Below are 13,362 nucleotides of genomic sequence, written 5' to 3' on the forward strand. Positions count from 1 at the left end.
GCAGCGGGTGATCGAGCCGAAACGCGCTACGGCCGCGGCGCTTTTCGATACCTTCGGTCTGCATCGACCGAACTGGAGGGACCGCCGTGACCGAAGCGATCCTCGATCGAACAGACGCCGCGGACGCGGCGGGTTCCGATACCAGGCCGTGGCGCGGGGCGACCCGGGTGGCGTTCCGTTTCGGCTTTCTGTACTTCGGGCTGTTCTGCCTGGTGTATCCGTCGGTTGTCCCCGAGTTCCTCGGACTGGCGCGCGAGTGGCTGCCGGACTCGGTGAACTCCGGCGTCGCCCGTGCCCTGCGCCCGGTGATCGAGGGGACCGGAACACGGGTGTTCGGCACGTCCGTGGCGGCGAACACGGCTTCGATCAGTGGCGACCAGGCCTACTTCTGGGTGCTGGTGTTCGTCGTCCTCGTCATCGCGGCACTCGGCACAGCGGTCTGGAGTGTGCTGGATCGGAACCGGCCGCACTACCGGGCCGTGCTGCCCTGGTTCCTGTTGTTCGCGCGCCTGTGCCTGGCCGGGCAGATGATCGCCTACGGCATGGCGAAGGCGATTCCGACCCAGATGCCGCCGACACCGCTGAGCCGGTTGCTCGAGCCCTACGGGAATTTCAGTCCGATGGCGGTGCTCTGGAACCACATCGGGGTGTCGCCGCAGTACGAGATCCTGCTCGGCTGCGCGGAACTGCTCGGCGGCGTGCTGCTGTTCGTGCCGCGCACCGCGCTGGTGGGCGCGATGTTGAGCCTGGTGTGCACGACACAGGTGTTCGTGCTGGACATGACCTACGACGTACCCGCGAAGATCCTGTCGTTCCACCTGATGCTGCTGTGCCTGGTGCTGCTCGCCCCGGAGGCCGGGCGCCTGGCGAACGTGCTCGTGCTGAACCGCCCGGCCGGACCGTCGAGCACGCCGCCGCTGCTGCGCACGCCGCGAGCCGAGCGGATCGCGGCGGCGGCGCAGATCGCGCTCGGGGTGTGGTTGCTGTTCTCGAACGCGTACACGGGTTGGGAAAGGTGGACCGAGCAGGGCGCGGGGCGGCCGGAACCGCCGCTGTACGGCATCTGGGCGGTCACCGAATTCAGTGTCGACGGCACACCGCTTCCGCCACTGACCACCGACGAACGGCGTTGGCAGCGACTGGTCTTCGACCGGGACGGCGCCACCGTGCAGCGGATGGACGGCCAGTTGGTTCCGGTGCTCGCGATGGTCGATCCGGCGGCGCGCACCCTGGTCGTGGTCGCGCCGCCGCGAACGGAACCCTTGGGCAGCTTCGGTTTCGACCGGCCCGCGCCGGAGCGGCTGACCCTGACGGGCACGCTCGCCGGGCAGCCGGTCTCGGTCGCGCTGACCTCGGTCCCGATCGACGACTTCCCGTTGCGCGGCCGTGGATTCCATTGGGTGCAGGAGTATCCGTACTTCCGCTGAGCCGCCCGGCCGGACGGCGCGGTTCATGCCTCGAGATCGTCGGCGACTCCGATGTCCTCGTGCCACAGCGCGGGATGCTCGGCGATGAACCGGGTCATCAGATCGATGCAGCGCCGGTCTTCCAGGACGGTGACGGCCACGCCGTGCCCGGCCAGCCACTCGTGCCCGCCGGCGAAGGTCCGCGATTCCCCGACCACCACCGAACCGATGCCGAACTGGCGGATCAGGCCGCTGCAATACCAGCACGGCGAGAGCGTGGTGACCATGACGGTGTCGCGATAGTCGCGCCGCCGCCCCGCCGCGCGGAAGGCGTCGGTCTCGGCGTGCATGCTGGGGTCGCCGGACTGCACCCGGCGGTTGTGCCCGCGCCCGAGCAGCGTGCCGTCCGCGTCGAAGAGGGCGGCGCCGATGGGGATCCCCCCTTCGGCGAGCCCGCGCAGCGCCTCGTCGTAGGCCACGTCGAGCAGTCGTGCCGGTGTCAGCCGTTTCATCGGTCCGCCTTTCCGAACGAGACGCCTGCACGGCAACCTACCGTCGCCGACTGTCGAAACACTTGTTACCGCTGGTCACAGTAGGTGTGGCTGTCGCTGTGGACGACTTGGGCGCCTTCGCCGACCCGGGCGGTTCGGTGCACATCGCCAGGTGTCCTGCGAGCACATCGGCTACCGGCGGAGGTCGTCGAGGTGCTCGGTACCGCCGGATGCGCAGCGCGCCCGAGGGCAGCGCAGTCGCCCACCGAGTCCCGCGACCGCCACCGTCCGGCCGCACGGCGCCGGGACGACCGACCCGATCCGGGTGCCGAGGGCTCTGCCTGCGTCGCCCTGAGCCCGGGTCGACGCAGGCCCGTGGTGATCGTCGCGCCTGCTCGCCGGAACGTGGGCGGGCGGGCGTGCCGGGCGATTGCCGGTGCCGGAGGGCCACGCCGTAGGCTCGAAACTTGTGCCGAACACGTCAGACGCAACGCAAGACCAGCCCACCGGCGACCCGAACTACCTGGTCGGGCTCGATCTGCACGGACGGCGTGTCGTCGTGGTCGGCGGCGGGTCGGTGGCGCAGCGCAGACTGGGACTGCTGATCGCCTCCGGCGCGGACGTCCATGTGGTGAGTCGCGCGGTGACCCCCGCGGTCGAGGGAATGGCCACCTCCGGGCAGATCACCGTCACGCTGCGGGAATACGCCGACGGCGACCTCGACGGCGCCTGGTACGCGATCGCCTGCACCGACGAGCCCGAAACCAACGCCGCGGTGGTCGACGAGGCGACCCGGCGGCGGATCTTCTGCGTCCGCGCCGACACCGCACGGCTGGGCACCGCGGTCACCCCCGCCACCGCGCGCTACGACGGACTGACCCTCGGCGTGCTGGCGAGCGGGCAGCACCGTCGGTCGGCCGCCGTGCGCAACGCGTTGCTGGAGGCCCTGCAATCCGGTGTGGTGAGCGACGACTCGACCTCGATCGCGCCCGGTGTCGCTTTGGTGGGCGGGGGGCCCGGCGATCCCGACCTGATCACCGTGCGCGGACGGCGGTTGCTGGCCAGGGCGGATCTGGTCGTCGCCGACCGGCTCGCGCCGCCGGAACTGCTCGCCGAACTCGGGCCCGAGGTCGAGGTGGTCGACGCCGCCAAGATCCCGTACGGACGGGCGATGGCGCAGGAAGCGATCAACAACGCGCTGATCGAAGGCGCGAAAGCGGGCAAGTTCGTGGTGCGGCTCAAGGGCGGCGACCCGTACGTCTTCGGGCGCGGCTACGAAGAGGTGGAGGCCTGTGTGGCCGCCGGGGTTCCGGTCACGGTGGTGCCGGGTGTCACCAGTCCCATCTCGGTGCCCGCCGCCGCCGGCATCCCGGTCACCCATCGCGGTGTCACCCACGAGTTCGTCGTGGTGAGTGGGCACGTCGCGCCGGATCACCCGGATTCGCTGGTGGACTGGCCCGCGCTGGCGCGGCTGCGCGGCACCTTGGTGCTGATGATGGCGGTGGAGCGGATCGAGCAGTTCGCCACCGCGCTGCTGGAGGGCGGGCGACCGGCGGGCACACCCGCCACCGTCATCCAGGAGGGCACGCTGCGCACCCAGCGCGTGCTGCGCGCCGATCTCGGCACGGTGGCCGCCCGGGTGCGCGCCGAAGGCATCCGCCCACCCGCGATCGTGGTGATCGGCCCGACCGCCGGATTCTCCGCCGACGCGATCGTCCCGCACGCCGACTCCGCGGCCGGATGACGCTCGTGGCCACCGCGGCGATTCGAACAGATTCGCGCGGTGGCGGCGGCGCCCGAGTCGACCAGGACGCCTACTCGTCCTGAGTGGGAAGGAGCACCAGGCGATGGCATATCACCTCGACCCGATACCGCTGGTGGCGCGCGACGCCGCCCACCCGCGGGATCGGCGGGGCCGGTGCTCGTCGCGGGTCCGGCCGGATCGGTGGGCGGGCGAAGCGGGGCCCGGCATCAATTACAGTGACTCACTGTGCTTCGGAACCCCGCTGCGACGATGCAGTATCCAGTAACGCAGCGGGCCTTCGGGCTCGCGATCCTAGTCCTGAGCGGATTGCAGCTCATGGTCGTGCTCGACGGCACGGTGGTGATCTTCGCGCTGCCACGGCTGCAAGAGGAGATGGGGTTGTCCAGCGCGGGTAGCGCGTGGACGGTGACCTCCTACGGACTCACCTTCGCAGGCCTGATGCTGCTCGGCGGCCGGCTCGGCGACGCTTTCGGCCGCAAGCGCATGCTGGTCGTCGGTGTCGCGGTGTTCACCATGGCCTCGCTGTTGTGCGGGCTCGCGCAGAATCAGGCGATGCTGCTCGCGGCGCGGGCCATCCAGGGTGCGGGCGCCGCGATCGCGGCGCCGACCGCTTTCGCGCTCGTGGCGACGACCTTCGCACCGGGCAAGGCGCGCAACCAGGCGATCGCGATCCTCGGCTCGATGGTCGGCATCGGCTCCGTGGGCGGGCTCGTGGTCGGCGGCGCGCTGACCCAGCTGTCCTGGCGGTGGATCTTCCTGATCAACGTCCCGATCGGCGCGCTGATCATCCTCGGCGCGGCCTACAAACTGGCCGACACCGAACACCACCGCTCGGCGCTTGACCTCCCCGGCGCGGTGCTGGGCACCATCGCCTGCGCGGCGATCGTGTTCGGCGCGACCGAGGGGCCGGAGATCGGCTGGGGACACCCGGCGATCATCGGTTCGCTGATCGCGGGCGTGGTGCTGCTGATCGTCTTCATCGCGCTGGAACGACGGGTGGACGACCCGCTGCTGCCCTGGTCGCTGTTCGACAGCCGCGACCGCGTGGCCACCTTCCTGCTGATCTTCCTCGCCGGTGGGGTGCTGGGCGCGATGACCTTCTTCGTCGCCCAGTTCATGCAGAACGTCATCGGATACGGTCCGCTCAAGGCGGGTGTGGCGGCCATTCCGTTCACCGTCGGCATCGGCGTCGGCGGCGCGGTGGCTTCCAAGGCGGCGCTGTACATCGCGCCGCGCTGGCTGCTGGCGGGCTCAGCGGTGGTGCTCGGCGTCGGCCTGCTGTTCGGTTCGACCCTCGACGGCGAGGTGATGTACTTCGCGACGCTGCTGCCCCTGCTGGTGGTGATCGGCTTCGGCGTCGGCATCGCCATGGTGCTCTCGCCGCTGTGCGTGCTGGTCGGTGTGCCGCCGGCGAATATCGGCCCGCTGGCCGCGGTCGGGCAGATGTTCATGAACCTCGCCACGCCCGTGGCCATCGGCCTGCTCACCCCGATCGCCGCCTCCCGCACGCTGTCGCTCGGCGGCCGCACCGAGAAGGTGGCCGGGATGACGCCCGCGGAGATCGCCGCGCTGGGCGACGGCTACACCCTGGTGCTGTTCGTCTGCGCCCTGATCGCGTTCGCGGCCGGACTGGTCGCCCTGACATTGCGCTTCACCCCGCAGCAACTGGCCATGGCCCAGCACGCCCAGGAGGAAGCCCAGCAGGTGTGAGCCGCGCCTAGAAGCGGCCGGCCACCCGCCGGGGTGTCACGCGCACGATGACGCGCGGTCCGTCGTCGACCGAGGCCGGGTTGAAATCCGCGTACTTCTGTCCGGTGTACTTCGCCGAGAGTTCGTCGGGCAGTGTCTTGTCCGGGTCCGGGGTGATCGTCGCGGTGCCCCGGATCTCCGCGTAGACGTACGGGTTGTCCGGCGGGTTGATCAGCACGGTGATGCGCGGGTCGCGGGCCAGGTTCTTGCCCTGCTGCCGGTCGGTCGTGGTGGAGAACAGCAGATCGTCGCCGTCGCGCTTGAGCCAGATCACGGTCAGGTGCGGTTGCCCGTTGCCCCCGATCGTGGCCGCGGTGGCGAACACCTTCTCTTCGTCCAGGTACTTCTTGAGGGCATCGGAAAGCTCTGCGGTGGAGGTCACGTTCTGAGCGAACAACGCGGCCCGGCGCGACATTCCCGCGGTCCCTTCGCCGCGTACTCGGTGAACGCCGCCTATTTGTTCTGGGGGAAACCGAGATTCAGTCCGCCGTGGCTGGGATCGAGCCAGCGGGTGGTGACCGCCTTGGTGCGGGTGAAGAACCGCACGCCGTCGGCGCCGTGCGCGTGCGCGTCACCGAACAGCGAGTTCTTCCAGCCGCCGAAGCTGTAGTACGACATGGGGACCGGGATCGGTACGTTGATGCCGACCATCCCGACCTCGACCTCGTTGTGGAAGCGGCGGGCGGCGCCGCCGTCGTTGGTGAACAGGGCGGTGCCGTTGCCGTAGGGATTGGCGTTGACCAGCGCCAGCGCGTCTTCGTAGCTGCCGACGCGCACCACCGACAGCACGGGTCCGAAGATCTCGTCGGTGTAGACGCTCATGTCGGTGGCGACATGGTCGAGAATCGTCGGCCCGAGCCAGAAGCCCTCGGCCGCGCCATCGGCCTCGACGTCCCGGCCGTCGAGAACCACGGTGGCCCCGGCGGATTCGCCCGCGGCGATGTACCCGGCGACTCGGTCGCGGTGCGCCCGGGTGACCAGCGGACCCATATCGGCGCCCCGGGTGCCGTCGCCGGTCCGGATGGTCCCGGCCCGCTCGGCGATCTTGCCGACCAGTTCGTCGGCCGACCCGCCCACCGCGACCACCACGCTGATCGCCATGCACCGCTCGCCCGCCGAGCCGAACCCGGCGTTCACCGCGGCGTCGGCGGCCAGGTCCAGGTCCGCGTCCGGTAGCACCACCATGTGGTTCTTCGCGCCGCCGAGCGCCTGCACCCGCTTGCCCGCGGCGGTGCCGCGCTGATAGACGTACCGGGCGATCGGCGTCGAGCCGACGAAAGAGACCGCCTTGACGCCCGGGTTGTCGAGCAATTCGTCGACCGCGACCTTGTCGCCCTGCAGCACCGTGAAGACGCCCGCGGGCAGTTCGGCTTCGGCCCACAGCCGCGCCAGCCACAGCGACGCGGACGGATCCTTCTCGCTCGGTTTGAGTACCACCGTGTTGCCCGCGGCGATGGCGAGCGGGAAGAACCACATCGGCACCATCGCCGGAAAGTTGAACGGCGAGATTATCGCGACCGGGCCGAGCGGTTGGCGGACGGCGAAGATGTCGACCTTGGTCGAGGCGTTCTCGGTGTAGCCGCCCTGGAGCAGATGCGGTATGCCGCAGGCGAACTCGACGACTTCCAGGCCGCGGCTCACCTCGCCGATCGCGTCGGCGAGCACCTTGCCGTGTTCGGCGGTGATCAGCCGGGCCAGCTCCTCTCCGCGCTCGTTCAGCAGCTCACGGAAGCGGAACAGGATCTGGGTGCGCCGGGTCAGCGAGGTGTCCCGCCACGCCGGGAACGCCTTCGCGGCGGAGTCGATCGCCGCGCGGGTGTCGGCGACACCGGCGAGCGCGACCTGCCCGGTCACCGCGCCGGTCGCCGGGTTGGTCACCGGCGCCGTCGCCTCGCTGGTGCCCGCGAAGGCTTTGCCGTCGAGCCAGTGCGCGATGGTGTGCATGTCTCCTCGATTCGCTCGGTGAGCATCGGCGGTGCCGCGGGTTCCACCGCTTACGGTCGTGACATCGCCGGAACGCCGCCTGACCACCACTGTCCGGCATACACCCTTCCCGGTCTTCCGGCGAACGGTGCGGAATCGGGCACCCGAGCTGCCGATCCGTGATCCGACGGCGGGGGCGCGCTCAGCCGTACTTGTCCGGACACCCACCGCTCGCCGCCGCTACGAGACCGCGGCGCGGGCCGACCTCGATGCCGAGATCACCGCGCTCACCGCCGAACGGCCGGACGAAGTCAGGTGATGATCAGAAGCTCTGTGGGCGAGGCTATCTCGGCGCGCAGCCCCGCCTTGGCCGCCACTCGCGCGACGCCGCGGACGTCGGCCGGTTCGGCTCTGGTGAGCACCAAGGCGCGGGCGAGCAGGCCCTTGTGGTGCTTGTTGAAGTGACTCACCACCGTGCGCGACCCGTCCGGGTGCTCGGTGAGCACGTTGGCGGTGATCGCGCCGGGCACCCGGCCCAGCTGCTGGTAGGTGCCCGAGCGCAGGTCGACGACCAGCTCGCCCGCCGCCTCGGCGAGCAGCGCGGTGGCCAGCTCGTCGCGCCAGACGGCCGAGAGGGTCGGCAGTCCGGGCAGCTTGGCGCCGCCGGAGAGCCGGTAGGCGGGGATCGGATCGCAGGCGCGGACCGCGCCGAACAGGGCGGAGCCGATGCCGAGGCGGGCATACGCCTTGGCCCGCTGCGCCTTGGTGAACGAGCGGGCGTCGAGGGCGTCGTAGAGGACGCCGGTGTAGCGCTCCAGCGCGGGACGGGTCGGGGAGGTGCGCAGCGTGGCGTTGCGGGCGATCTCGCCGTCGGCCCCCTTGCCGAGCCCCAGGACGGTCCTGGAGCGTTCGGGGTCGGCCGCCAACCGCTCCACTTCCTCGATCAGCCGTGCGCGGATCGCCGTGAGCTGCGGCATCGCCAGCGAGTCCAGGGTGAGCGGAGCCCCGGCGCCGCCATCGGACTTGGTTTCGGAAGGAGGCAGCAGCACCAGCACGAACGAATACGGTAATGCGCTGGGAACGGCGTCCGGCCAGCGACTACCCTGTGCTTCCGTGATCACCCGCCTCTCCCGCCTGTTCCTGCGAACCCTCCGCGACGATCCCGCCGACGCCGAGGTGCCGAGCCACAAACTCTTGGTCCGTGCCGGCTACGTGCGCCGCGTCGCCCCGGGTGTCTACTCGTGGCTGCCGCTGGGCCTGCGCGTGCTGCGCAAGGTCGAGGACGTGGTGCGCGCGGAGATGGACGCGATCGGCGGCCAGGAGATCTCGCTACCCGCGCTGCTGCCGCGCGAACCGTACGAGACCACCAACCGGTGGACCGAGTACGGCGACGGCCTGTTCCGGCTGCGCGACCGCAAGGGCGCGGACTACCTGCTCGGCCCCACCCACGAGGAACTCTTCGCGCTCACCGTGAAGGGCGAGTACAGCTCCTACAAGGACCTGCCGGTCACGCTGTACCAGATCCAGACCAAGTACCGCGACGAGGAGCGTCCCCGCGCGGGCATCCTGCGCGGGCGCGAGTTCGTGATGAAGGACTCCTACTCGTTCGACCTGGACGAGGACGGCCTCAAGGCCAGCTACGACGCGCACCGCCAGGCCTACCAGCGCATCTTCGACCGGCTGCGGGTCAAGTACGTCATCGTGGCCGCCACCTCGGGTGCGATGGGCGGCAGCGCGTCGGAGGAATTCCTGGCCGACAGCCCGGTCGGCGAGGACACCTACGTGCGCTGCCCGGAATCCGGCTACGCGGCGAATGTGGAGGCGGTGGTCACGCCCGCTCCCGAACCGCTGCCGATCGAAGGACAGCCGGAGGCCGTGGTGCACGACACCCCGGACACACCGACCATCGCGACGCTGGTGGACTGGGCCAACGGCGCCGGTATCGCCGAGCGCTACGGTCGTCCGGTCACCGCGGCCGACACCTTGAAGAACGTCATGGTCAAGCTGCGTCACCCGGACGGGAAGACCGAAATCCTCGGCATCGGCATTCCCGGTGACCGCGAGGTGGACGACAAGCGCCTCGGCGCCTCGGTCGAACCGGCCGAGGTCGAGCTGCTCACCGAAGCCGACTTCGCCGAGAATCCGTTCCTGGTCAAGGGCTACATCGGCCCGAAGGCGCTGCAGGCCAACGGTGTTCGCTATCTGGTCGATCCGCGGGTCGGCACCGGCACCAGCTGGATCACCGGCGCCGACGAACCGGGGAAGCACGTCGTCGGCTTGGTCGCGGGCCGCGACTTCACGCCCGACGGCACCATCGAGGCCGCCGAGGTCCGCGACGGCGACCCCTCGCCCGACGGCCGGGGCACGCTGGTGGCGGCCCGCGGCATCGAGATCGGCCACATCTTCCAGCTCGGCAACAAGTACACCGACGCGTTCGAGGTGGACGTGCTCGGCGAGAACGGCAAGCCGGTGCGGCTGACCATGGGCTCCTACGGGGTCGGCGTCTCCCGCATGGTGGCGGTGATCGCCGAGCAGCAGCACGACGACAAGGGGCTGCGCTGGCCCGCCGCGGTCGCGCCCTACGACGTGCACGTCGTCATCGCCAACAAGGACGACGCCGCTCGCGCGGGTGCCGAAGAGGTGGTATCCGGCCTGCACGCTCAGGGCCTGGACGTGCTCTTCGACGACCGCACCGCCTCGCCGGGGGTGAAGTTCAAGGACGCCGAACTGCTCGGCATGCCGCTGGTGCTGGTAATCGGCCGCGGCTGGGCCGAGGGCAAGGTCGAACTGCGCGACCGCTTCACCGGCGAGACCGAGGAACTGCCCGCCGCGTCCGCGGTGGACGCTGTGGTGGCCAAAGTTCGCGGCTGACCGACGTGAACGGCCCCGGCGGAATCCGCCGGGGCACGTTCGCCGTCGATGGCGAGACCGAGGTGAAGACGTTCGCGGCCCGGCGACAGGGCGGTGGTTACCTACGCGACCGTAACCTGAATTCGCTGGTCACAGATCCGCGGACCGTGTCCTGACTGCTGTTACCCGCTGGTAAGTTAACCGGCATGACAAACACCGACGCGCGGTTGTTCAACCCCGCCAGCTATGACCCGCAGCAGTTCGACGCGGAGACGCGGCGTCTGTTGCGTGCCACCATCGAGTGGTTCGAGGGCCGGGGTAAACAGCGTCTGCTCGCCGACGACGCGAACGCGGTGTGGACGGCCGACTTCCTCGACTTCGTGAAGAAGGAGAAGCTGTTCGCCACCTTCCTGACCCCGGCGGCCTACGCCGACGGGGACCCGAATCGTCGCTGGGACGCCGCCCGCAACGCGGCGCTGTCGGAGATCTTCGGCTTCTACGGTCTGGCGTACTGGTACGCCGAGCAGGTGACCATTCTCGGCCTCGGCCCGATCTGGCAGAGCGACAACGAAGCGGCCAAGAAGCGTGCCGCCGCCGACCTGCTCGCCGGTGAGGTGATGGCGTTCGGTCTGTCCGAGCAGACCCACGGCGCCGACATCTACAACACCGACCTGGTGCTGACCCCGACCGAACCGGGCAGCGCGGACGCCGAGGCGGGCATCCTGTTCCGCGCCAACGGCGAGAAGTACTACATCGGCAACGGCAACGTGGCCAGCATGGTGTCGGTGTTCTCCCGCCGCGCCGATCTCGAGGGCGCCGACGCGTACGTCTGGTTCGCCGCCGACTCCCGGCACGAGAACTACCGCCTGCTCGGCAACGTCGTGCACCAGCAGATGTACGTCAGCACCTTCCGCTTGGAGAACTACCCGGTGCGCGCCGAGGACATCCTGCACACCGGGCCCGAGGCATTCTCCGCGGCGCTCAACACCGTGAACGTGGGCAAGTTCAACCTCTGCCACGGCGGGATCGGCATGGTCGAGCACTCGTTCTACGAGGCGATCACGCACGCGGGCAATCGCATCCTCTACGGCAACCCGGTCACCGACTTCCCGCACGTGCGGGCGAACTTCGTCGACGCCTACGCGCGCATCCTCGCGATGAAGCTGTTCAGCGACCGCGCCGTCGACTACTTCCGCAGCGCGAGCCTGGAGGACCGCCGGTACCTGCTGTTCAACCCGATGACGAAGTCCAAGGTGACCTCCGAGGGCGAGACCGTCATGACGTTGCTGCTGGATGTGCTGGCCGCCAAGGGGTTCGAGAAGAACACCTACTTCGCCGAGGTGCAGCGGCTGATCAGCACGCTGCCCCGGCTGGAGGGCACGGTGCACGTGAACGTCGGGCAGATCCTGAAGTTCATGCCCAACTACCTGTTCGACCCGCAGGACTACCCGGAGATCGGAACCCGGCAGGACGCGGCCGACGACGCGTTCTTCTGGCGGCAGGGCCCGGCGCGGGGCGCGGGCAAGGTGCGCTTCGCCGACTGGACGCCGATCTACGACAAGCATGCCGACATCCCGAACGTGGGCCGGTTCTACGAGCAGGCGCAGGCGCTGCGGACGCTGCTGACCACCGCGGCGCCGGACGCCGGGCAGCAGAAGGACCTGGACTTCATGCTGACCGTCGGCCACCTGTTCTCACTGGTGGTCTACGGCCAGCTGATCCTGGAGCAGGCCGCGATCACCGGCCTGGATCGCGACCTGATCGACCAGATCTTCGACTTCCAGGTCCGCGATTTCAACGCCTACGCCACAGCCCTGTACGGCAAGCCGTCGGCCAGCCCCGCCCAGCAGGGCTGGGCGGCGTCGGCGCTGCGGCCGCCGGTCGCCGACCGCCCGCGCTTCGACCGGGTGTGGGCCGAGGTGGCCTCCTACAACGGCGCCTACGAGATGCGGCCGTAGGTCGCGCGTCGAGCCGACGGCGGCCGGGTACCGCACCGGGCCGCCGTTCTCCGCGAGAACGCCTGCGGCGCTTCGGATCAAGCCTTGCCGGGGAACGCGATGGTGGGCGGGTCGGCGCCGAGGATCGACTGCCACGTGGCCAGCCGGACAGCGGCTTCGGTGAGTGCCTCGACACCGGCGCGCCGGATCGCCATGGACGCACCGCGTTCGACCACCGACCGCCAGGCGACGGCGGTGTCGGACTCGACCGTCACGGCCAGCCGCGCGGCCGAGATCGGATCGGTGACCGGGAACGGCGCCGTGTAGGCCGCGTCGGGCGGCGGCACCGTCGCGCCGCCCAACGCGAGGGCGTCCACGGTGGCGTCGCGCCGGGCGCGATGCGCGGCGGTGTGCTCGGCGACCAGCCTGGCGCGCTCCGGTGAGGCGTAGGCGGCGATCACACCGTAGGCGTACACCGCGCCGTATTCGGCGTTCAACGCGTCGGTGAGGGCCCGGCGTTCGTCTTCGGTCATCTCAGCAGCACCCCCGCCTGCACCGCGCAGGCCGCGCTGATCGAGGCGAGCAGGCCTGCCCGATAGCCGTCGAGGGCGCGGGCCAGATCGGCAGCCGATTTCCGCGACTCGGCCAGCCGCGCCCGCAGCGTCTCGACGCTCGGCGGGGTATTGGGCGGCACCGCGCTGCCCGAGGCCACGGCCGACGGGCCGGATTCGCTCGCGCGGGTGCGGTGCACCGGTTTGGTGCCGTCGGCGTAAACGCCGATGACGCGGTCGATTTCGGAGCGCAAGGCGTCGGCGTGCGCGGTGCGTTCGGCCGCGATCGCCGTCAACGCGGCGTGCCGGTCGGGTGCGACGGCGATGGCCGCGGTCGCCGCCGCGGCGTCGGCGCGAGCCGCGACCTCCTGTGCGGCAAGGGGATCCGGTTCGTGGACCACGTCGTCGCCGGTGCAGCCCGCCGCGGCGCCGAGGGCGAGCACGCCCACCGTCGCACCGCCCGCGAGACGGATCGCGCTGCGACGATCCAGGGCGTCGGCGCGGGGCTCGTGCCGGTCGGAGGGCATGCCGGTAGTGCGCCCGGCACGCGGCGGGGCGGGAAGGCGGATGGGCACGGCACCATCGTGCCAGACTCACGGGGCGCCGCCGGACGAGCGGTGGTCGTGGCGTGCGTACACCTCGACCACTGGTCCTTTACACTCTCGTGGCGCGTTACGCTAGACCTTTGGT

At 70.3% G+C, this 13,362-nt stretch carries 12 protein-coding genes; 6 read left to right on the forward strand and 6 right to left on the reverse strand.

Features of this window, described 5'->3' with window-relative positions; all coding sequences use genetic code 11:
- Window positions 1–86 precede the first annotated feature (86 nt).
- A complete protein-coding gene (locus tag ABZ803_RS07290; protein WP_357033923.1) occupies window positions 87–1,427 on the forward strand; it encodes a DoxX family protein in 1,341 nt (446 codons plus the stop codon).
- A 23-nt stretch (window positions 1,428–1,450) separates the two neighbouring features.
- Here ABZ803_RS07290 and ABZ803_RS07295 read toward each other — a convergent pair whose 3' ends face one another.
- Window positions 1,451–1,894 (reverse strand): nucleoside deaminase, encoded by a 444-nt coding sequence (locus ABZ803_RS07295; RefSeq protein WP_357034354.1) that lies wholly within the window; start codon window positions 1,892–1,894, stop codon window positions 1,451–1,453.
- 472 nt (window positions 1,895–2,366) lie between these two features.
- On the opposite strand from ABZ803_RS07295, the gene cobA reads away from it, so the two are divergent.
- The gene (cobA, locus tag ABZ803_RS07300) at window positions 2,367–3,641 is read left to right on the forward strand and encodes a uroporphyrinogen-III C-methyltransferase (protein WP_357033925.1); all 1,275 of its coding nucleotides are present in this window, start codon (window positions 2,367–2,369) and stop codon (window positions 3,639–3,641) included.
- Between the two features lie 270 nt (window positions 3,642–3,911).
- Window positions 3,912–5,372 (forward strand): MFS transporter, encoded by a 1,461-nt coding sequence (locus ABZ803_RS07305; protein ID WP_357033927.1) that lies wholly within the window; start codon window positions 3,912–3,914, stop codon window positions 5,370–5,372.
- A gap of 7 nt (window positions 5,373–5,379) precedes the next feature.
- Here ABZ803_RS07305 and ABZ803_RS07310 read toward each other — a convergent pair whose 3' ends face one another.
- Both ABZ803_RS07310 and ABZ803_RS07315 read right to left on the reverse strand, forming a co-directional pair.
- Complete coding sequence (locus tag ABZ803_RS07310) at window positions 5,380–5,793, reverse strand: PPOX class F420-dependent oxidoreductase (RefSeq protein WP_357033929.1); 414 nt, start codon at window positions 5,791–5,793, stop codon at window positions 5,380–5,382.
- Between the two features lie 71 nt (window positions 5,794–5,864).
- Complete coding sequence (locus tag ABZ803_RS07315) at window positions 5,865–7,355, reverse strand: CoA-acylating methylmalonate-semialdehyde dehydrogenase (RefSeq protein ID WP_357033931.1); 1,491 nt, start codon at window positions 7,353–7,355, stop codon at window positions 5,865–5,867.
- A 58-nt stretch (window positions 7,356–7,413) separates the two neighbouring features.
- On the opposite strand from ABZ803_RS07315, the gene ABZ803_RS07320 reads away from it, so the two are divergent.
- The gene (locus ABZ803_RS07320; RefSeq protein WP_357033933.1) at window positions 7,414–7,653 is read left to right on the forward strand and encodes a hypothetical protein; all 240 of its coding nucleotides are present in this window, start codon (window positions 7,414–7,416) and stop codon (window positions 7,651–7,653) included.
- On the opposite strand, the gene yaaA is transcribed toward ABZ803_RS07320, so the two are convergent.
- Complete coding sequence (gene yaaA / locus ABZ803_RS07325; protein ID WP_357034356.1) at window positions 7,646–8,389, reverse strand: peroxide stress protein YaaA; 744 nt, start codon at window positions 8,387–8,389, stop codon at window positions 7,646–7,648. The genes ABZ803_RS07320 and yaaA overlap by 8 nt on opposite strands.
- 58 nt (window positions 8,390–8,447) lie before the next feature.
- Between yaaA and ABZ803_RS07330 the strand changes: the two genes are divergently transcribed.
- Both ABZ803_RS07330 and ABZ803_RS07335 read left to right on the forward strand, forming a co-directional pair.
- Window positions 8,448–10,205 carry a proline--tRNA ligase gene (locus ABZ803_RS07330; RefSeq protein ID WP_357033935.1) on the forward strand — a complete coding sequence of 586 codons (1,758 nt, stop codon included), beginning with the start codon at window positions 8,448–8,450 and terminating at the stop codon, window positions 10,203–10,205.
- A 185-nt stretch (window positions 10,206–10,390) separates the two neighbouring features.
- Window positions 10,391–12,142, forward strand: a complete 1,752-nt coding sequence (locus ABZ803_RS07335) for an acyl-CoA dehydrogenase family protein (RefSeq protein ID WP_062975450.1) — start codon at window positions 10,391–10,393, stop codon at window positions 12,140–12,142.
- A 77-nt stretch (window positions 12,143–12,219) separates the two neighbouring features.
- On the opposite strand, the gene ABZ803_RS07340 is transcribed toward ABZ803_RS07335, so the two are convergent.
- The gene (locus tag ABZ803_RS07340) at window positions 12,220–12,654 is read right to left on the reverse strand and encodes a ferritin-like domain-containing protein (protein ID WP_357033937.1); all 435 of its coding nucleotides are present in this window, start codon (window positions 12,652–12,654) and stop codon (window positions 12,220–12,222) included.
- Window positions 12,651–13,247 carry a hypothetical protein gene (locus ABZ803_RS07345; RefSeq protein ID WP_357033939.1) on the reverse strand — a complete coding sequence of 199 codons (597 nt, stop codon included), beginning with the start codon at window positions 13,245–13,247 and terminating at the stop codon, window positions 12,651–12,653. The genes ABZ803_RS07340 and ABZ803_RS07345 overlap by 4 nt, the downstream gene beginning before the upstream one ends.
- Window positions 13,248–13,362 lie beyond the last annotated feature (115 nt).

It is taken from the genome of Nocardia sp. NPDC047648 (assembly GCF_040642815.1).
Taxonomy (GTDB): Bacteria; Actinomycetota; Actinomycetes; order Mycobacteriales; family Mycobacteriaceae; genus Nocardia; species Nocardia gamkensis.